18 protein-coding genes are annotated in these 18,341 nt (G+C 65.5%); 11 read left to right on the plus strand and 7 right to left on the minus strand.

Annotated elements, in window-relative coordinates:
- Window positions 1–11 precede the first annotated feature (11 nt).
- The 6 genes from aspS to AC07NT_RS01695 all read left to right on the plus strand — a co-directional run bounded on the left by aspS (window position 12) and on the right by AC07NT_RS01695 (window position 5,570).
- Window positions 12–1,826: an aspartate--tRNA ligase gene (gene aspS / locus AC07NT_RS01670; RefSeq protein WP_498598163.1), complete on the plus strand. Its 1,815-nt coding sequence runs from the start codon at window positions 12–14 to the stop codon at window positions 1,824–1,826.
- Window positions 1,827–1,890: 64 nt separating this feature from the next.
- On the plus strand, window positions 1,891–2,367 hold the full coding sequence (gene nudB, locus AC07NT_RS01675; RefSeq protein ID WP_498598162.1) for a dihydroneopterin triphosphate diphosphatase: 477 nt from the start codon (window positions 1,891–1,893) through the stop codon (window positions 2,365–2,367).
- Between the two features lie 4 nt (window positions 2,368–2,371).
- Window positions 2,372–3,109 (plus strand): endonuclease/exonuclease/phosphatase family protein, encoded by a 738-nt coding sequence (locus AC07NT_RS01680; protein ID WP_498598161.1) that lies wholly within the window; start codon window positions 2,372–2,374, stop codon window positions 3,107–3,109.
- Complete coding sequence (gene clsB, locus AC07NT_RS01685) at window positions 3,106–4,338, plus strand: cardiolipin synthase ClsB (protein ID WP_498598160.1); 1,233 nt, start codon at window positions 3,106–3,108, stop codon at window positions 4,336–4,338. Before AC07NT_RS01680 ends, clsB begins: the two co-directional genes overlap by 4 nt.
- Before the next feature lie 78 nt (window positions 4,339–4,416).
- On the plus strand, window positions 4,417–5,145 hold the full coding sequence (gene folE, locus AC07NT_RS01690) for a GTP cyclohydrolase I (RefSeq protein WP_498598159.1): 729 nt from the start codon (window positions 4,417–4,419) through the stop codon (window positions 5,143–5,145).
- A 2-nt stretch (window positions 5,146–5,147) separates the two neighbouring features.
- Window positions 5,148–5,570, plus strand: a complete 423-nt coding sequence (locus tag AC07NT_RS01695; RefSeq protein WP_498598158.1) for a BLUF domain-containing protein — start codon at window positions 5,148–5,150, stop codon at window positions 5,568–5,570.
- 42 nt (window positions 5,571–5,612) lie between these two features.
- Here the strand turns inward: AC07NT_RS01695 and AC07NT_RS01700 are convergent, their stop codons facing one another.
- The gene (locus AC07NT_RS01700) at window positions 5,613–6,446 is read right to left on the minus strand and encodes a MinD/ParA family protein (protein ID WP_498598157.1); all 834 of its coding nucleotides are present in this window, start codon (window positions 6,444–6,446) and stop codon (window positions 5,613–5,615) included.
- Window positions 6,446–7,234, minus strand: a complete 789-nt coding sequence (locus AC07NT_RS01705) for a GGDEF domain-containing protein (protein WP_498598156.1) — start codon at window positions 7,232–7,234, stop codon at window positions 6,446–6,448. The genes AC07NT_RS01700 and AC07NT_RS01705 overlap by 1 nt, the downstream gene beginning before the upstream one ends.
- Before the next feature lie 113 nt (window positions 7,235–7,347).
- Here AC07NT_RS01705 and AC07NT_RS01710 point away from each other — a divergent pair, with 113 nt between their 5' ends.
- Window positions 7,348–7,842 (plus strand): thermonuclease family protein, encoded by a 495-nt coding sequence (locus tag AC07NT_RS01710; RefSeq protein ID WP_498598155.1) that lies wholly within the window; start codon window positions 7,348–7,350, stop codon window positions 7,840–7,842.
- Window positions 7,843–7,854: 12 nt separating this feature from the next.
- On the opposite strand, the gene AC07NT_RS01715 is transcribed toward AC07NT_RS01710, so the two are convergent.
- The 3 genes from AC07NT_RS01715 to gpmA all read right to left on the minus strand — a co-directional run bounded on the left by AC07NT_RS01715 (window position 7,855) and on the right by gpmA (window position 11,057).
- Window positions 7,855–8,610 carry a HesA/MoeB/ThiF family protein gene (locus AC07NT_RS01715; RefSeq protein ID WP_498598154.1) on the minus strand — a complete coding sequence of 252 codons (756 nt, stop codon included), beginning with the start codon at window positions 8,608–8,610 and terminating at the stop codon, window positions 7,855–7,857.
- Between the two features lie 118 nt (window positions 8,611–8,728).
- A complete protein-coding gene (locus AC07NT_RS01720) occupies window positions 8,729–10,165 on the minus strand; it encodes a S41 family peptidase (protein WP_498598153.1) in 1,437 nt (478 codons plus the stop codon).
- 145 nt (window positions 10,166–10,310) lie between these two features.
- Entirely contained in the window at window positions 10,311–11,057 is a 747-nt protein-coding gene (gene gpmA, locus AC07NT_RS01725) for a 2,3-diphosphoglycerate-dependent phosphoglycerate mutase (protein ID WP_498598152.1), read from the minus strand.
- A 138-nt stretch (window positions 11,058–11,195) separates the two neighbouring features.
- Here gpmA and AC07NT_RS01730 point away from each other — a divergent pair, with 138 nt between their 5' ends.
- From AC07NT_RS01730 to AC07NT_RS01745, 4 genes are all read left to right on the plus strand, one after another.
- Window positions 11,196–11,603: a rhodanese-like domain-containing protein gene (locus AC07NT_RS01730; RefSeq protein ID WP_498598151.1), complete on the plus strand. Its 408-nt coding sequence runs from the start codon at window positions 11,196–11,198 to the stop codon at window positions 11,601–11,603.
- A 4-nt stretch (window positions 11,604–11,607) separates the two neighbouring features.
- Window positions 11,608–11,868 carry a glutaredoxin 3 gene (gene grxC, locus AC07NT_RS01735; RefSeq protein WP_498598150.1) on the plus strand — a complete coding sequence of 87 codons (261 nt, stop codon included), beginning with the start codon at window positions 11,608–11,610 and terminating at the stop codon, window positions 11,866–11,868.
- Between the two features lie 118 nt (window positions 11,869–11,986).
- On the plus strand, window positions 11,987–12,427 hold the full coding sequence (secB, locus tag AC07NT_RS01740; RefSeq protein ID WP_498598149.1) for a protein-export chaperone SecB: 441 nt from the start codon (window positions 11,987–11,989) through the stop codon (window positions 12,425–12,427).
- A gap of 38 nt (window positions 12,428–12,465) precedes the next feature.
- Window positions 12,466–13,482: an NAD(P)H-dependent glycerol-3-phosphate dehydrogenase gene (locus AC07NT_RS01745; protein ID WP_498598148.1), complete on the plus strand. Its 1,017-nt coding sequence runs from the start codon at window positions 12,466–12,468 to the stop codon at window positions 13,480–13,482.
- Between the two features lie 31 nt (window positions 13,483–13,513).
- Here AC07NT_RS01745 and cphA read toward each other — a convergent pair whose 3' ends face one another.
- A complete protein-coding gene (gene cphA / locus AC07NT_RS01750) occupies window positions 13,514–16,093 on the minus strand; it encodes a cyanophycin synthetase (protein ID WP_498598147.1) in 2,580 nt (859 codons plus the stop codon).
- 5 nt (window positions 16,094–16,098) lie between these two features.
- Window positions 16,099–18,267, minus strand: coding sequence for a cyanophycin synthetase (locus AC07NT_RS01755; RefSeq protein ID WP_498598146.1), 2,169 nt, complete (start codon window positions 18,265–18,267; stop codon window positions 16,099–16,101).
- Window positions 18,268–18,341 lie beyond the last annotated feature (74 nt).

Raw genomic sequence — 18,341 nt, forward strand, 5'->3', positions numbered from 1 at the left:
GAGTAAGCCCCATGGCCATGCGTTCCCACTACTGCGGTCTCGTGACCGAAGCCCTGCTGGGCCAGACCGTCACCCTGTGCGGTTGGGTCAACCGCCGGCGCGACCACGGCGGCGTGATCTTCGTCGACCTGCGTGACCGCGAGGGTTATGTGCAGGTCGTGTGCGACCCGGACCGCGCCGAGATGTTCAAGGCCGCCGAAGATCTGCGCAACGAGTTCTGCATCCAGGTCAAAGGCCTGGTGCGCGCACGTCCGGCCGGCACCACCAACGACAGCCTCAAGAGCGGCAAGATCGAGGTGCTGTGCCATGAGCTGACCGTGCTCAACCCCTCGGTCACGCCCCCGTTCCAGCTCGACGAGGACAACCTCTCAGAGACCACGCGCCTCACGCACCGCGTGCTCGACCTGCGCCGTCCCTATATGCAGAACAACCTGATGCTGCGTTACAAGGTGGCCATGGAGGTGCGCAAGTTCCTCGACGCCAACGGTTTCGTGGACATCGAGACGCCCATGCTGACCAAGAGCACGCCCGAAGGCGCGCGCGACTACCTTGTGCCCAGCCGCGTGCACGACGGCCAGTTCTTCGCGCTGCCGCAGTCGCCCCAGCTGTTCAAGCAGTTGCTCATGGTGGCCGGTTTCGACCGTTATTACCAGATCACCAAGTGCTTCCGTGACGAGGACCTGCGCGCCGACCGTCAGCCCGAGTTCACGCAGATCGATATCGAGACGTCCTTCCTGAGCGAGCAGGACATCCGCGACATGTTCCAGGGCATGATCACGACGGTGTTCAAGAACACCATCGGCGTGGACCTGGGCGAGTTCCCGGTCATGACTTACCAGGACGCCATGCACCTGTACGGTTCGGACAAGCCCGACCTGCGTGTGAAGCTGCAGTTCACCGAACTCACCGATGTGATGAAGGACGTGGACTTCAAGGTCTTCTCGGGCGCCGCCAACATGGTGGGCGGTCGTGTGGTGGCCCTGCGTGTGCCGGGTGGTTCGGTCGAAGGCGGCGGCATCAGCCGCGGCGAGATCGACGCCTATACCGAATTCGTCAAGATCTACGGCGCCAAGGGCCTGGCCTATATCCGCGTCAATGAAGTGAGCAAGGGCCGCGATGGCCTGCAGTCGCCCATCGTCAAGAACATCCATGACGCCGCGCTGGCCGAGGTACTCAAGCGCACGGGTGCCCAGGACGGCGACCTGATCTTCTTCGGTGCTGACAAGGCCAAGATCGTCAACGATGCCATCGGTGCGCTGCGCATCAAGATCGGCCACAGCGAGTTCGGCAAGAAGAACGGCCTGTTCGAAGCCCGTTGGGCGCCGATGTGGGTGGTGGATTTCCCCATGTTCGAGTTCGACGAGGAAAACCAGCGCTACACCGCCGTGCACCACCCCTTCACCGCGCCCAAGGCCGGCCACGAGGACTGGATGGTCACCGCGCCGGAGAAATGCATCTCGCAGGGTTACGACATGGTGCTCAACGGCTGGGAAATGGGGGGCGGCTCGGTCCGTATCCACCGCGCCGACGTGCAGCAGAAGGTGTTCGACGCGCTCAAGATCACGCCCGAGGAAGCCAAACTCAAGTTCGGCTTCCTGCTGGATGCGCTGCAGTACGGCGCCCCGCCGCACGGCGGCCTGGCCTTTGGCCTGGACCGTATCGTCACGCTGATGACCGGTGCCGAATCGATCCGCGACGTGATCGCCTTCCCCAAGACCCAGCGTGCCCAGTGTCTGCTCACGCAGGCCCCGAGCCCGGTGGACGAGAAGCAGCTGCGCGAGCTGCACATCCGCTTGCGCAACCCGGACGCTGTGAAGCCGGCTTGAATTTCCCGGGCTCCTGCCTTGGTGCAGAATCAAAGGGCGCTCAAGTAGCGCCCTTTTTCTTGCCATGAACCCGACCTACAAAATCCCGCAATCCGTGTTGGTGGTGATCCACACACCGGCGCTGGAGGTGCTGCTGATCAGGCGCGCCGATACCGAGGATTTCTGGCAGTCGGTCACGGGCGCCAAGGACCATCTCCATGAGTCCTTCGAAGCGACTGCTGTGCGCGAGATCGCAGAGGAGACCGGCATCGATGCCCGCGCGCCGGGTCATGTCCTGCTGGACTGGGGGCTGGAGAACGTCTACGAGATCTACCCACGCTGGCGCCACCGCTACGAACCGGGTGTGGTCCACAACACCGAGCACCTCTTCGGCCTGCGGGTACCGGCGGGTACACCCATCACCCTGAGTCCGCGCGAGCACACGGCCTGGCGCTGGCTGCCCTGGCGCGAGGCGGCCGAGGCCTGTGCCTCGCCCAGCAACGCCGAGGCCTGCCTCATGCTGCCGCGTTTTGCACAGCCCTTGGCCGTCCTGCCAGAATAGTTCCATGAACATCTTGCGCGTGGCCACCTACAACATCCACAAGGGGGTGCGTGGCCTGGGGCCGCGACGCCGGCTGGAGATCCACAACCTGGGCCTGGCGGTGGAACAGCTCGATGCCGACATCGTCTGCCTGCAGGAAGTGCACAAAGAGCACCGGCGCCATGAGCAGCATTTCAGCCGCTGGCCGGGCATGCCGCAGGCCGATTTTCTGGCCCCCGAGGGTTACGAGGCGGTCTACCGCACCAATGCCTATACCCGCCACGGCGAACACGGCAATGCCTTGCTGTCGCGCTGGCCCGTGCTGTCGCACCAGCATGAAGACATGTCAGACCATCGCTTCGAGCAGCGGGGCCTGCTGCACAGCGAGGTTCATGTCAACGGGGTGTACATCCACGTGGTGGTGGTGCATCTGGGCCTGCTGGGCGCCAGCCGTCTACGCCAGGCCGCGCAGTTGATGCGCTTTATCGCGCGCGAGATTCCCGATGACGCGCCCCTGCTGGTGGCCGGTGACTTCAATGACTGGGGTGATCGGGTCGGACTGCAGCTGAAAACCTGTGGTCTGCAGGCCTGGCAGCCCGGGTCGCACAGGACTTTCCCGGCGATCCTGCCTATCGTGCAGTTTGACTATGTCTACGCGCGTGGCCTGGTGGCCCTGGGGGCACATGTGCCGCATGGCCGTGTCTGGCGCCGCATGTCCGATCACCTGCCTTTGATTGCCGAGTTCGGACTGCCGGCGCCATGAAAGACCGCCACCTGCCGCCTCTGCGTGCCGGTCACCGTGTGCAATTGCTGCAAGGCGGACAGGCGCTGTTTCCGTCGCTGGTGCAGGCCATCGAAAGCAGCGTGCACGAGGTTCGCATGGAAAGTTATATCTTCCATCTGGATACCTCGGGAGAGCAGGTGGCCTCCGCGCTGGTGGACGCGGCCCGGCGCGGGGTGTCGGTTTACCTGGTGGTGGACGGCGTGGGCACCCCCGATCTGCCTGCGCAATGGACCGCGCGCTTTGATGAGGCCGGTGTCCAGTGGCGGATATTCAGGCCACTGGGGCATTTGGGGCTGCTGATACCGAGCCGGTGGCGCCGCCTGCACCGCAAGCTGTGCATCGTGGATGGTCAGACGGTTTTTTGCGGGGGCATCAATGTGCTGGACGACTGGTACGACCCCAACCATGGTCCGCTGCAGGCGCCCCGGTTCGATTTTGCCGTGCGTGTGACAGGCCCGCTGGTGCGCGCCGTGCATGAGGTAATGGTGCAGTTCTGGTGGCGTCTGCAGGTGGGCAACAAGCTTCGTGAGGCCGATCTGCCAGCGGCCTGGCATCAGCTGGAGGAAGCGGTCAGGCAGGTGGTTCTGTCCGGGCCGAACGAGGCCGCCGTGGCGGCCACGGCCCAGGGGGCCAGGACGCGTGCGGCACTGCTGCTGCGCGATAACCTGCGCAACCGCAGCAGGATCGAGCGGGCCTACCGCAAGGCGATCGCCGAGGCGCGCCATGAGATCATCATCGCCAACGCCTATTTCGTTCCCGGACGCAAGCTCAGGCTGGCGCTGATCCATGCGGCGCGGCGCGGGGTCCGGGTGCGTCTGCTGCTGCAAGGCCGATATGAGTATTTCATGCAGTTCCACGCTGTGCGCATGGTCTACGGGGTGCTGCTTGGGGCGGGCATGGAGATCCATGAGTATTCGCCCAGTTTCCTGCATGCCAAGGTGGCGGTGATCGACGGGCACTGGGCCACGGTGGGTTCTTCCAATCTCGATCCCCTGAGTCTCTTGCTGGCGCGTGAGGCGAACGTGGTGGTGGACGATGTCCATTTCGCCCGGGATCTGCGCTCCCGTCTGGTTCACGCCATGGACAAGGAGGGCCACCAGGTGGACCCGGCCCGTTATGCCGACCGGCCCTGGTATCAGCGCCTGCTGGACCGCGTGGCTTTCGGGTTGATGCGGATGGCGGTCTTTCTGAGCGGAAATCGCTATTGAATTGATAGCTCCTGATGTCCATATCTCAAGGCTCAGGGGGCGATAACCCTGATGGCGAATCGCTGGTACCATAAGGCCATGCTGAAGAAAAGCCAGAGTCCCCTGTCCCCCGCAGACGCCTCCGACGAGGGCACCCCGGTGTCCGTGAAGATCCGCGAGCGCCTGTTGTCGGCCCGCAAGCGTTTCTATGCGAACGACAACATCGCCGAGTACATCGAGCCAGGCGAACTGGAGCGGATGCTGGACGAGGTCGCGCAGAAGATGCAGCATGTGCTGGACAGCCTGGTCATCGATACCGAGAACGACCACAACACTGACAACACGGCACGCCGCGTGGCCAAGATGTACGTGAACGAGGTGTTCCGCGGGCGTTACGTGCAGGCGCCGACCATCACAGAGTTTCCCAATGCAGAGCATCTCAACGAGTTGATGATCGTCGGGCCGATCACGGTGCGCAGTGCCTGCTCGCACCATTTCTGTCCGGTCATCGGCAAGATCTGGATCGGTGTCATGCCCAACGAGCACACCAATGTGATCGGCCTGTCCAAATACGCCCGCCTGGCCGAATGGATCATGGGCCGGCCGCAGATCCAGGAAGAGGCCGTGGTCCAGCTGGCCGACCTGATCCAGGAAAAGACCCAGCCCGATGGCCTGGCCATCGTCATGGAAGCCAGCCACTACTGCATGGCCTGGCGTGGGGTCAAGGACATGGATAGCAAGATGATCAACTCGGTCATGCGCGGCGTGTTCCTGAAGGATCCCAATCTGCGCCGTGAATTCCTGTCACTGATACCCCAAAGGTCCTGAAGATGCTCGTTCGTCTGCTTTACGCCAGCCGCGCCGTCGATACCAGCCCCGAAGCCATCGAGAACATATTGGCGCATTCACGCCAGTACAACCCGAGTTGCGGCGTCACAGGCATCCTCTGTTATGGCGGCGGCATCTTCCTGCAAGCCATCGAGGGCGGGCGCAATGCGGTCAGCGACCTGTATGGTCATATCCAGCGCGATGCACGTCACAAGGATGTGGTACTCCTGCATTACGAGGAAATCAACGAGCGGCGCTTCGGCGGCTGGACCATGGGGCAGGTCAACCTCTCGCGCATCAACACATCCATCCTGTTGAAATACTCCGAGAAGCCTGAGCTCGATCCCTATGCTGTCTCCGGCAAGGTCTCGCTGGCATTGCTCGAAGAGCTGATGGCCACGGCCTCCATCATCGGCCGCAGCTGAGCACCGCTCTGGCGCGCGTCTCGGGAGGCGGCTCAGGCCGCCTCAGCTGTTTTTGGGGATGACCGTGTCCTCGATCTTGCCGGCCAGTTGCACCAGGGCCAGTCCGGCTGGGCAGCCCGGCGTGACCTGCATGAGCAGCTGGCGGCGCATGATGGCCTGGCGTACCGAGGGGTCGACGGGGATGTCACCCACATGGATGAGCTTGACCGGCTTGCCCGGCTCGCCCGGCACGAAGCGGTCCACCACCTGCTGCAGTTGTACCGTGATGGCCCGGCCGTCACCCGGACGGGCGGTCTGGTTGACGATCATGCGGATGTTCTGGCGCTTCTGTTGCCCGACCAGTACCTTGATGGTGGCGTAGGCATCCGTCAGCGAAGTCGGTTCCGGCGTCACGACCAGCAGCACTTCGGAAGCCAGTGAGACCGCGAACAGCACCACGTCGGAGATGCCGGCGCCGGTGTCGAGTAGCACCACGTCGAAACGCGGCACGAGGCTCTCCATCACGCGCAGGAACTCGTCGCGTACCTCGGGGGTCAGGCGCGAGTACTCGACCATGCCGGAGCCAGCCAGCAGCACAGAGAAGCCACCCGGCGCCTTGATGATGGCCTCGTCCAGCTTGGCCTTGCCGGTGAAGACGTCGTGCAGCGTGGTCTTGGGGTAGAGGTTGAGCACCACGTCCAGGTTGGCCAGGCCGAGGTCGGCGTCCAGCACCAGCACGCGCAGGCCGCGCCGTGCCAACGCAGCGGCCAGGTTGGCCGAGACAAAGGTCTTGCCCACGCCGCCTTTGCCGCTGGTGATGGCCAGTACTTTGCCCAGGGGCTTGAGGGGCACGGGCGGTGCCGGCTTGTCTTTGTCGGTAGTCAGTTCATCACTCATCAGCTGAACCTCTGCGTAGTGCTGTCGGTCAGTTCGCTCCAGGCGGAATCAGCCAGGGCCAGATTGCCGAACAGCAGGCTTTTTTCCTCCGGACTGACGGAAATGACTTGCTGGTGGTCGATGCACACCCGGTTGCGCCCCTGGGCCTTGGCCAGGTAGAGCTGGGTATCGGCGCGTTCGATCCACAAATCGGCGGTGGAGCGCACCCATACCGGTGCGAAGGCGCCGCCCACGCTGGTGGTGATCTGCAGGCTGAGCAGCGGGCTCACCGGGATGGACAGGGCGGCGATCGATTGGCGGATGCGTTCGGCCACGGTTTCACCATAGGCGGCCTGGCAATCGGGCATGACGATGGCAAATTCCTCGCCACCGTAACGCGCCACGGTGTCCTGCGGGCGCACGCAACCGGCGATGCAGCGCGCCACGGCCTGCAGGACCTTGTCGCCGGCCAGGTGGCCATGCGTATCGTTTACCTTCTTGAAATGGTCGATGTCCAGCATCAGCAGCAGGGCCGAGTTGCCGGAGCGTGCCACGATCTCGATCTCGCGCGAGAGCACAGCGCGGAAATGGCGCCGGTTGGCCAAGCCTGTGAGCGGGTCACGCAGGGAGAGTTCGCACAGGCCGTCGATGATGCGCTGCAGGTAGGCGACAGGGCCATCACCAGGAGCCGGCAACTCGGTGCCGTCGTGCTCGAGCAGCGCGCGCGCGTCGTCCAGACGCAGCGCGTTCACGTCAAGCAGGGGAGCGGCGGCGGAGCTCACAGGGGGTGGATGTCCATCATTTACCATCAAAGTCTAACAGGAGCCCCGCGGGACGAGGCCCCAAATTTGACGGGCTTCCTCCTTTAAATCAGGGCTTCGATGAACAGGCCACAAAAACAAGGGAACAGACGGTGCAGGGCATGAAGCGGGGCAGCTGGATACTGGTGCTGTGGTTCAGCCTGGCGGTACCGGTGCTCGCGCAAGCGCCGAAGTCGACCTGGACCGGCACGGTGACCCATGTCAGTGACGGCGACACGCTGTGGGTGCGGCCGCAGCAGGGTGGCGCACCACGTTCCGTGCGCATCGACGGCATCGATGCGCCCGAGCTGTGCCAGAGCCATGGCGAGACGGCTCGTGCCGCTCTGGTCGCGCGCGTGCTGGGGCAGTCGGTGCAGGTCCGCGTACGGCGGCACGATGACTATGGCCGTGCTCTGGCACGTGTGAGCCTGCGCGGGGAGGATATGGGGGGCTGGTTGGTCCGCCAGGGGCACGCCTGGTCGTACCGCTACCGGGCGCAGACGGGCCCCTATGCCCATCAGGAAGCGCAGGCACGGGCACAGCGATTGGGTTTGTTCCATCAGGCACGCGCTGAACAGCCGCGTGCGTTCCGTCGCCGGCACGGCCCTTGCCACTGAGGCGAGCCGGCTTCAGTGATCGGCCTGGCCGCACACCGGACAGGCCGGGTTGCGCGGGATACGGACTTCGTTGAAGGCCATGGAGCGGCCGTCGAGCATGAGCAGGCGGCCCGTCAGGGGGGTGCCGGCACCGCTGAGCAGCTTGAGCGCCTCGGCAGCCTGCAGGGTGCCGATGATGCCGACCAGAGGAGCGAACACGCCCAGGGTGGAGCACAGGGTCTCCTCGAAGCTGGCCTGCGGGTCGAACACGCAGGCATAGCAGGGTGAATCGGCGCTGCGCGGATCGTAGACGGCCAGCTGTCCGTCAAAGCGGATGGCCGCACCCGAGACCAGGGGACGGCCCCGCTTCACGCAGGCGGCGTTCACGGCCTGGCGGGTGCGGAAGTTGTCACTGCAGTCCAGCACAACGTCGGCACGGGCCACCAGCTCGTCTAACAGGGGCGCATCGGCGCGCTGCGCCACGGTGTGGACTCGCACCTCGGGGTTCAGGCTGGCCACGGCCTGGCGGATGGAGTCGACCTTGGGGCTGCCCACCCGCGTCATGCTGTGGGCGATCTGGCGCTGCAGATTGGTGATGTCGACCGTGTCGTGGTCGACCACGGTGAGCTGGCCCACGCCGGCCGAACCGAGGTAAAGCGCGACCGGTGAGCCCAGACCGCCGGCACCGATGATCAGGGCGTGGCTGTCGAGGAGGCGCTGCTGGCCTTCAATGCCGATCTCGTCCAGCAGGATGTGCCGCGAGTAGCGCAACAACTGGTTGTCGTTCATGGTGCTAGGCCCGAGCGGGTTTGATCGAGAGTGCCGCGGAACCGGCCGAGCCGGGCCGCTGGCACTGCCCCCTGGAAGGGGATGGCGAAGCGACACGCAGTGTCGCGCAGCCTGGGGGTCAGTTTTCCTTGGGTTCCTCTTTGCGCTCGGTCTGGGTCTTGCTGACCAGAACCGGCAGGCCCTTGAGCTGGTTGATCGCCTGCATCAGCTGGAAATCCTTGTCCGTGCCGAATTCCGGCAGCTTACGTTCGGCCGCCGGTTTCTTGGCTTCGTCTTCCAGCTTCTTGAGCGCCGCATCACGTGCCTTTTCTCGCGCCTCGTCCTTCTGCTCGCTGCCCTGGCCGCTGCTGAGGTGCTTGTCGAGGTCGGCTTCGCGGGTGCGCAGCACGGAGAACACATTGCCCTCGGCGGTTTCGTCGACCATGATGTCGGGCAGGATGCCCTTGGCCTGGATGGAGCGGCCCGAGGGCGTGTAGTAACGCGCCGTGGTGATCTTCAGGCCGGTGTCGGGCCCCAGCGGGCGCACGGTCTGCACCGATCCCTTGCCGAAGGTCTGACTGCCCATGATGGTGGCGCGTTTGTGGTCCTGCAGGGCGCCGGCCACGATTTCGCTGGCCGAGGCCGAGCCTTCGTTGACCAGGACCACGAGCGGCACCTTCTTGAGACCGGCCGGCAGGCGCTTGAGCGGGTCGCTGTTGCCGCGGCGCTGGTAGAACTCGGGGGCCGCCTTGAAGGTGTATTTGCTCTCGGCGAGCTGGCCATTGGTCGAGACCACGGTCACGTTGTCGGGCAGGAAGGCGGCCGAGATGGCCACGGCGGCGTCGAGCAGACCGCCTGGGTCGTTGCGCAGGTCCAGCACCAGGCCCTTGAGAGCGGGTTCCTGCTTGTAGATCTCGTCCAGCTTGCGGGCGAAGTCGTCCACCGAACGCTCCTGAAACTGGCTCAGGCGGATCCAGGCGTAGCCGGGTTCGATCACCTTGGCCTTGACTGACTGGGTCTTGATTTCCTCGCGCGTGATGGTGACGGGGAAGGAACGATTCTCGTCCTTGCGGAAGATGGTCAGCATGACCTTGGTATTGGGCTCGCCGCGCATACGCTTGACGGCCTCGTTGAGCGTCAGTCCCTTGACGGCGGTGTCGTCGATGCGGGTGATCAGGTCATTGGTCTTGAGGCCGGCGCGGTAGGCCGGCGAGCCCTCGATGGGCGAGACGATCTTGACCAGGCCATCTTCCTGCGTGATCTCGATGCCCACGCCGACAAAACGTCCGGCTGTGCCTTCGCGGAATTCCTTGTAGGACTTCTTGTCGAAGTACTGCGAATGCGGGTCGAGGCTCGAGACCATGCCGGAGATGGCGTCGGTGATGAGTTTCTTCTCGTCTACCGGTTCGACATAGTCGGTCTTGATCATGCCGAAGACGGCAGCGAGCTGCTGCAGTTCTTCCAGCGGCAACGGTGCCACGGCATTGCGTGCCACGGTTTGCAAGGAAACGGTGGTGAGCGCGCCGGCGAGCACGCCCAGCGAAACCCAGCCGGCGATTTTCAGTTTCTGACCCATGGATAGACCCTCGTCGCTTCAATATACACGGTTGGAAGCGAAATCGCCGCCGGGGTTCCGACGGCTGGTGACAAATTGTTGGGCTATTTCCAGCCCGGCTCACCTCCTCAGTTGGGGCTGAACCAGTCTGGTGCAAGGCCCGGTTTCAGGCGGCCTTGCCTTGGGTAGCCACGGCGGCTGCGGCGCGGGCGGCGGCTTCGGCATCGCCCAGGTAGTAGTGCCGCAGGGGCTTGAGCTCGGCGTCGAGCTCGTAGACCAGGGGGATGCCGTTGGGGATGTTCAGGCTCACGATGGCCTGGTCGGAAATGCCGTCCAGGTACTTGACCAGGGCGCGGATCGAGTTGCCATGGGCTGCCACGACCACCCGCTGGCCGGACCGGATGGCCGGGGCCAGGGCTTCGTTCCAGAAAGGCAGCACCCGGGCCACGGTGTCTTTCAGGCATTCGGTCAACGGCACCTGATCGGCCGGCAGGCTGGCATAACGGCGGTCGCCCCGTTCGCTGCGCGGGTCGATCGGTTCCAGGGCCGGCGGCGGGGTGTCGTAGCTGCGGCGCCAGACCAGCACCTGCTCATCACCGTATTTTTTGGCCATGTCGGCCTTGTTCAGGCCCTGCAGGGCGCCGTAATGGCGCTCGTTGAGACGCCAGCTCTTGACCACGGGCAGCCAGGTTCGGTCCATCTCGTCCAGGCAGTACCAGAGGGTGTGGATGGCGCGCTTGAGCACGCTGGTGTAGGCCACGTCGAAGTCGTAGCCTTCGGCCTTGAGCAGCTTGCCGGCCGACATGGCCTGGGAGACGCCGGTGGGGGTGAGGTCGACATCGGTCCAGCCGGTGAAGCGGTTTTCCAGGTTCCAGGTCGATTCGCCGTGGCGGATGAGCACGAGTTTGTACATGGGGAATAGCGGGGAGGTTACGAAGCGGTTACAGGCAGAGCGTAACGCGGGTAGGGGCTAAAAGCCCGCGTTCTGCAGTCGTCAGCCTGTCATTTTAAAATCAGGGCTTCGCTCCGGCGAACTTCTATAAGGAATATTGTGAAATTCATCATCGATAACTGGTCCCTGATCCTGGTTTGCCTCAGTTCCGGCCTGCTGCTGGCCTGGCCGGCCATCAAGGGCGCCGCTGGCAGCTCCCTGACCCCGGGTGCCGCCGTGCAGCTGATCAACCGCGAAAAAGCCGTGGTGATCGACGTCTGCGAGGCCAAGGAATACGCGGCCGGCCATGTCAACGGTGCCAAGAACATCCCCCTGGCCCAGCTGGCCAGCCAGTTGCCCACGGTGGTCAAGAACAAGGACCTGCCGGTGATTTTCGTCTGCCAGAGCGGTGGACGTTCCAGCAGCGCGGTGCGCATCGCCAAGGGCCTGGGTTATGCCCAGGCGCAGTCCCTGGGGGGCGGCCTGGCCAGCTGGCGCGCCGCCAGCATGCCGGTCGAGAAGGGCTGAAGCCATGCCTGCAGTGAAGATGTACACCACGGCGGTCTGCCCTTACTGCATGCGCGCCAAGCAGTTCCTCAAGTCCAAGGGTGTGGAGCAGATCGAGGAAGTCCGTGTCGACGCCGATCCCCAGGCGCGCGAACACATGATGGCTGTGACCGGCCGACGCACGGTGCCCCAGATCTTCATCGGCAGCACCCATGTGGGCGGTTGTGACGATCTGATCGCCCTGGACGCCCAGGGCGGGCTGGCCCCGCTGTTGCAGGCGGCCTGACGGGCGCCGAAGTCCTCTGCCACGGCCTGAGATAATCGGGCCGATCCGATCGTGAGCTCGCTCGGTGTCTGCCGGGCGGGCTCTCATTTTTTGACCCTCCATTTTCCAAGGCAAGTTCATGGCCGACCAGCTAGACCCCGTTTTCCAGATCCAGCGCGTTTATCTTAAGGAAGCCTCGCTGGAGCAGCCCAATTCGCCGGCCATCTTGCTGCAGGGCGAGCAGCCCTCGGTGGACATCCAGCTCGGCGTCGAGGCCCAGCCGGTGGGCGAGGGTGTCTACGAGGTGTCCGTGACGGCCACCGTGCACACCCAGATCGCTGACAAGACCGTGTTCCTGGTCGAGGCCAAGCAGGCCGGCATCTTCGAGATCCGCAACCTGAGCGAAGAGCAGATGGGCCCCATCGTCGGTGTGGTCTGCCCGCAGATCGTCTTCCCTTACCTGCGCGGCAATGTGGCCGACATCGTGCAGCGTGGCGGTTTCCCGCCCGTGCATCTGCAGGAAATCAATTTCCAGTCCATGTACGAGCAGCAGCAGGCGCAGGGCAACAAGGTCCAATAAGGCCGCGGCGTTCTGCATCCAGGGCCCGGACCCAGACCATGAAGATCCTTGTGCTCGGCGCAGGTGCCTGGGGAACAGCCCTGGCCGTGAGCGCCAGCCTGAATCCGCAGACGCGCCACGAGGTCAGCCTGTGGGCGCGTGATGCGGCCCAGGCGGCTGCCATGCGCGCCCAGCGCGTCAACGCCCGTTATCTGCCCGATCTCTTGCTGCCCGAATCCCTGCGGGTGGTGGACGGCCCGGCCGAAGGCCTGGCCGGGCTGGTGCGGGGGCAGGACCTGGTGGTGATCGGCACCCCCATGGCGGGTTTGCGCGGTGTGCTGCAAGGCATTGCCAGTTTCGACCAGGCCGTGGCCTGGCTGTGCAAGGGTTTTGAGCCGGCCGGACAGGGACCGCATGGCTTGCTGGCCCATGAGGTCCAGGCCCAAGTGGCGCCCACCCTGCAGGCCGGCGTGCTGAGCGGCCCGAGTTTTGCCCAGGAAGTGGCGCGCGGCCAGCCCACTGCCCTGGTGGCGGCCAGCCGCCACGCCAGCGTGCGCGAGCGCCTGGTGCAGGCTTTCCACAGCCCGACACTGCGCGTTTATGACAACGATGACATCGTGGGTGTCGAGGTGGGCGGTGCCGTGAAAAACGTGCTGGCCATAGCCACCGGCCTGTGCGACGGTCTGGGGCTGGGTCTGAATGCCCGGGCCGCGCTGATCACGCGTGGTCTGGCCGAGATGACACGCCTGGGCCTGGCGCTGGGGGCGCGCGCCGAGACCTTCATGGGGCTCTCGGGGTTGGGTGACCTGGTGCTCACGGCAACGGGCGACCTCAGCCGCAACCGCAAGGTGGGCTTGCTGCTGGCCCAGGGGCAAACGCTGGAACAGGCTGTGGCCTCGCTGGGCCATGTGGCCGAAGGCGTCTACTGCGCCCGTACCGTGGTGCAGCGCGCGCAAGGCCTGGGCATCGAGATGCCCATTGCCCAGGCGGTGGTGGCGCTGCTGGACGGCCGCGTGCAGCCGGCCCAGGCCGTGATGGCGCTCATGGGGCGCACACCCGGTTCCGAAGCCAAATAAGGCCTCGGTGGATCCGGCCAGAGGCCGGAGCTCAGGTGCTGGCGCCCGCGATGCGCGCGTTGATGTGGGCGATCGCTTCTTCCACCTGGTCGACGAGGATCAAGCACAGATCACCTTCGCCTAGTTTGTCCATGGCCGTGTCGATGGCCAGGAACTCGCCGCGGATTTCATGCACGTCGCGCGTGCGCTTGGCCTCGGACAGGCCTGAGCGCAGCAGCGCCAGCACCTCGCCGTCGGCGCGACCGCGCTGGCAGGCGTCCTCGAACAGCACGATCTGGTCGAAGGCGTCACCCAGGATTCGCGTCTGTTCGCGGATGTCCTCGTCGCGCCGGTCGCCGGCGCCACTGATGACCACGGAGCGGCGCTGGGCCGGCATGGCCCCCACGGCCTGCACCAGGGCCAGCATGGCGTCCGGGTTGTGGCCGTAGTCGGCGATCACCGTGGCGCCCTTGTAGCGGAACAGGTTGAAGCGGCCCTGGGCGTTGTTGCTGTCGTTGTCGAAAGTGGCGAGGCCCTGGCGGATCAGCTCCCAGTCCAGGCCCAGGGCCCAGACGGCAGCCACGGAGGCCATGACGTTCTCGACCTGGAAGCCGATAGCGCCACCCAGGGTGAGTGGCACGGCAGCCAGCGGCAGGCGATACAGGAACTTGCCTTCGGCCGCCACCAGGTGGCCGTCCTCGACATACACCGCGCGCTTGCCCTGGGCCAGGTGCGTGGCCATGATGGGGTTGTGGCGGTCGGCGGCGAAGAAGGTGATCAGGCCGCTGCGGCACTGGTTGGCCATGGCCGCGACGATGGGGTCGGCCGCGTTGAGCACGGCGGTACCCCGGTCGGAGATGTTCTGCACGATCACGCGCTTGAGCACCGCCAGATCTTCCACCGTGGTGATGAAGTTCAGACCCAGGTGGTCGCCGCTGCCTACATTGGTGACCACCGCCACATCGCAGCGGTCGAAGGCCAGTCCCTCGCGCAGCATGCCGCCACGCGCGGTTTCCAGCACCGCCGCGTCCACGTCCGGGTGCTGCAGCACATTGCGCGCGCTCTTGGGGCCGCTGCAGTCGCCGGTGTCGATGCGCTCGCCGCCGATGTAGACGCCATCGGTGCTGGTCATGCCCACGCGCAGCTTGTTCTGCGTGAGCAGATGGGCGATCAGGCGCACGGTGGTGGTCTTGCCGTTGGTGCCGGTGACGGCGACCAGGGGGATGCGGCCATTGTCCTGCTCGCCGAACATGGTGGAGATGATGGCTTCGCCGACGGGCCGGCCCTTGCCGTAGGAGGGCGAGAGGTGCATGCGCAGTCCGGGTGCGGCGTTGACCTCGACGACGCCGCCGCCGGTTTCCTCCAGCGGCTGCAGGATGTTGTCGCAGACCATGTCCACACCGCAGATGTCCAGCCCCACCATCTTGGCGGCGATGATGGCGCGGTGCGCCACCTCGGGATGCACGTCGTCGGTGACGTCGGTGGCCGTGCCGCCGGTGGACAGATTGGCGTTGTGGCGCAGCGCGACGCGTCGCCCCGGTGCAGGCACGGACTCGGCGTTCAGACCCTGGCCGGCCAGGCAGGCCAGGGCGATGTCGTCGAAGCGGATCTTGGTCAGTGAGGTGGAATGGCCCGTGCCGCGGCGCGGATCCTGGTTGACCTGGTCCACCAGGGCGCGGATGGTGTGCACGCCGTCGCCCACCACCGTGGGCGGGTCACGGCGGGCTGCGGCGACCAGCTTGTTGCCCACCACCAGCAGGCGGAAATCGTTGCCGGGCAGGAAGCGCTCGACCAGGATCTCGTTGTCGAATTCGGAGGCCGCGGCATAGGCTTTGAGCAACTGCTCGCGGGTGGTGATGTTGACGGTGACACCCTTGCCCTGGTTACCGTTCTTGGGCTTGATCACCACGGGCAGACCGATTTCGCCGGCCGCAGCCCAGGCATCCTCGGCCGTGGTGATCTCGCGACCCAACGGCACAGGCACGCCGGCGCTGGCCAGCAGCTTCTTGGTCAGTTCCTTGTCCTGCGCGATCGATTCGGAGATCGCGCTGGTCACGTCCATCTCGGCCGCCTGGATGCGGCGCTGTTTGCTGCCCCAGCCGAACTGGATCATGCTGCCCGAGGTCATGCGGCGGTAGGGGATGCCGCGCGCCGTCGCCGCGTCGGCAATGGAGCCGGTACTCGGGCCCAGGCGCACGTCTTCGTCGAGTTCGCGCAGCTGGCTCAGGGCGGCGGCCAGGTCGAAGGGGGTGTCCTCCAGGGCGGCGCGGCACAGCGACTGCGCCAGTTCCAGCGCCAGGCGACCGACGGCCTCTTCGGAATATTCGACCACCACCTGGTAGACGCCAGGCTCCACCGTAGGGGTGGTGCGGCTGAAGGTGACGGGGCAACCCGCTTGCGCCTGCAGCCCTAAGGCGGCCAACTCCAGCACATGGGCCAGGGGCACGGTGTCGTCGTGGCCGGTCGGGTTCAGCGGCAGGATCTGCGGAAAGCGCGTGCGCAGGCGCAGGCCGAAGTTCTGCCGCGGGCTCAGTTCGCACTCGGCCGGCGTGCAATGGACGACGGCCTCGATGGCAGTGTGGTGGCTCCACAGATTGGGGCCGCGCAGGGCGCGTATGCGTTTGACTTCCATGGGGCTCAGTGGTCGTTGGTGAGGTTGGCCTTGAAGGTGCGCAGGCCGGCGCTGATCAGTTCGGGTCGCACGTCCAGCGCCCAGGCGGCGGCCACGGCGGCCATCACCATATCGGGTTTGGCGGCCTTGGCCGGGTTGAGCGTGTCCAGCGGGATCTCGCTGATCTCGTCCAAGCCCTGGGCCAGCACGATGTGGCGCTCGCGCAGGAAGACGGTACGTTCGCCCTGCTGGCGGTGCTGGGCGATGGCCGGCAACTGGGCATCGGAGCCGTAGAAGATGACCTTACCGTCACACAGCGCCGCCATCTCGACCACGCGCGGATCGGCGGCGTTGAGCACGGCGGTGCCGGTGGGCAGGATCACGTCGACCTGGGTGCGCGCCACGTTGTAAAGCTTGTCGGCATCGTCGATATAGAACTCGGCCAGCTCTTCCAGGTTGCCGTCCAGGTCGGTGACCACGCCTACGGCGCAGCGATCGTAGGCCAGGCCCTCGCTCAGGATGGCGCGGTAGCTGTGTTCGAGCACGGCCGCTTCCAGCGAGCGGTTGATCAGCAGGCGTTGGCCGGTGGCCCAGTCCGAGCAGTCGCGGGATTCGACCTGGCGCGGTCCAAGGAAGAAGCCGTCGCGGCAGGCCAGGCCGACCTGGGTACCGTTGATGTGCAGCAGCCAGTTCACCAGGCGCGCGATGCGGGTGGTGTGGCGGCTGCCGGTGATGCCCACAATGGGAATGCGGCCCTGGTCTGCGCCGGGGAAGAGGTGGGCCACGATGGCCTGGCCCACGTTGCGCGGCTGGCCTTCGGCGGGCTTCAGGTGCATGAGCAGGCCGGGGCCGGCATTGACCTCGATGATGGCGCCACCCTGTTCGGCCAGCGGGCGCGAGATATCGGGCGTCACCAGGTCGATACCGGCAATGTCCAGGCCGACCACGCGCGCGGCCAGTGCGGCAGCGGCGGCCACCTGCGGGTGGACCTGATCCGTGACGTCGTAGGCGAGATCACCGTGGCGACGGATCAGCACGACCTGGCCGGCGGGTGGCACCGAGTGGCCATCCATGCCCTGGCGGCTGAGCTCCAGCTGGGCGATGGGTTCCTTGTCCAGGATCAGCGGTTCCAGCGGGAACTCCTCCTCCTCGCCGCAGCGGGGGTCGCTGTTGATCTGGCTGTCGATCAACTGCAGGACGGTGGAACGGCCGTCGCCGGTGATGGTCTGCTTCTTGCCGCGCGTGGCGGCCACGACCTGGCGGCCCACGACCAGGAGGCGATGCGCTTCGCCCTCGATGTATTTTTCCACCAGCACACCGCTGCCTTCGGCATCCGCCGTCTGCCAGGCTCTGGTGACCTCTTCGCGTGTGTGCAGGTCGGTGAACACGCCGCGGCCATGGTTGGCATCTGTGGGCTTGACGGTCACGGGCACGCCGATGTCCTGTGCCACGTCCCAGGCCTGTTCAGGGCTCTCCACCTCTTCGCCCGCCGGGACCGGCACGCCGCAGGATTGCAGCAGCTCCTTGGTGAGCTGCTTGTCGCTGGCGATGCTTTCGGCAATGGCACTGGTCTGGTCGGTTTCGGCCGTCCAGATGCGGTGCTGGCGGGCGCCATAGCCCAGCTGCACCAGATTGCCTTCGTTCAGGCGGATATGCGGGATGCGGCGGTCGGTGGCCGCCTCGACGATGTGGGCCGTGCTCGGGCCCAGGTAGAGCCGGTCGCAGAGTTCGCGCAGGCGAGCCACAGTGGCGGCCACATCGTAGGGTCGGTTTTCGATGGCGGCCATCAGCAGTTCGCGCCCAGTGTCCAGGGCAGCCCGACCCACTTCCTCCTGACGCGTGCGGAAGGCCATCTTGTAGATGCCGCGGCGGGAGGTGCTGCGCGTCTGGCCAAATCCGGTGGCCATGCCGGCCATGGATTGCAGCTCCAGGGCCACGTGCTCCAGGATATGGCCGGCCCAGGTGCCGTCGCGCAGGCGTTCCAGGAAACCGCCGATTTCACCCACGCCGCAGCGGTGCTGGGCCAAGCCGGGGAGCAGGCTGGTCAAACGCTCGTAAAATCCGGGAATGACATTGGAAGGCCGGTCTTCCAGTTCCCCCAGGTCCAGCCAGGCTTCGATGACCGGACGGTAGGTCCAGATGTTGGGACCGCACAGATGGCTGACCCGCAGAATTTGAAGGTTTTTTTGAGTCATGAGGCTAGGCAGGGTGAACTATCTGTCCCTGCAATGGTCTTGCTCGCTGGCATCGCCAGATCGTGCTGAGGCTG

This window comes from Hylemonella sp. GW821-FHT10B10 (assembly GCF_059415585.1).

Bases quoted from the DNA above. Each gene is read 5' to 3' on its own strand.
- nudB (WP_498598162.1), top strand. From the start codon at position 1,891: ATGAACCCGACCTACAAAATCCCGCAATCCGTGTTGGTGGTGATCCAC.
- AC07NT_RS01745 (WP_498598148.1), top strand. From the start codon at position 12,466: ATGAAGATCCTTGTGCTCGGCGCAGGTGCCTGGGGAACAGCCCTGGCC.
- AC07NT_RS01710 (WP_498598155.1), top strand. From the start codon at position 7,348: ATGAAGCGGGGCAGCTGGATACTGGTGCTGTGGTTCAGCCTGGCGGTA.
- AC07NT_RS01720 (WP_498598153.1), bottom strand. From the start codon at position 10,165: ATGGGTCAGAAACTGAAAATCGCCGGCTGGGTTTCGCTGGGCGTGCTC.
- aspS (WP_498598163.1), top strand. From the start codon at position 12: ATGGCCATGCGTTCCCACTACTGCGGTCTCGTGACCGAAGCCCTGCTG.
- AC07NT_RS01680 (WP_498598161.1), top strand. From the start codon at position 2,372: ATGAACATCTTGCGCGTGGCCACCTACAACATCCACAAGGGGGTGCGT.
- AC07NT_RS01755 (WP_498598146.1), bottom strand. From the start codon at position 18,267: ATGACTCAAAAAAACCTTCAAATTCTGCGGGTCAGCCATCTGTGCGGT.
- cphA (WP_498598147.1), bottom strand. From the start codon at position 16,093: ATGGAAGTCAAACGCATACGCGCCCTGCGCGGCCCCAATCTGTGGAGC.
- secB (WP_498598149.1), top strand. From the start codon at position 11,987: ATGGCCGACCAGCTAGACCCCGTTTTCCAGATCCAGCGCGTTTATCTT.
- grxC (WP_498598150.1), top strand. From the start codon at position 11,608: ATGCCTGCAGTGAAGATGTACACCACGGCGGTCTGCCCTTACTGCATG.
- AC07NT_RS01715 (WP_498598154.1), bottom strand. From the start codon at position 8,610: ATGAACGACAACCAGTTGTTGCGCTACTCGCGGCACATCCTGCTGGAC.
- AC07NT_RS01695 (WP_498598158.1), top strand. From the start codon at position 5,148: ATGCTCGTTCGTCTGCTTTACGCCAGCCGCGCCGTCGATACCAGCCCC.
- AC07NT_RS01705 (WP_498598156.1), bottom strand. From the start codon at position 7,234: ATGGTAAATGATGGACATCCACCCCCTGTGAGCTCCGCCGCCGCTCCC.
- AC07NT_RS01700 (WP_498598157.1), bottom strand. From the start codon at position 6,446: ATGAGTGATGAACTGACTACCGACAAAGACAAGCCGGCACCGCCCGTG.
- gpmA (WP_498598152.1), bottom strand. From the start codon at position 11,057: ATGTACAAACTCGTGCTCATCCGCCACGGCGAATCGACCTGGAACCTG.
- clsB (WP_498598160.1), top strand. From the start codon at position 3,106: ATGAAAGACCGCCACCTGCCGCCTCTGCGTGCCGGTCACCGTGTGCAA.
- folE (WP_498598159.1), top strand. From the start codon at position 4,417: ATGCTGAAGAAAAGCCAGAGTCCCCTGTCCCCCGCAGACGCCTCCGAC.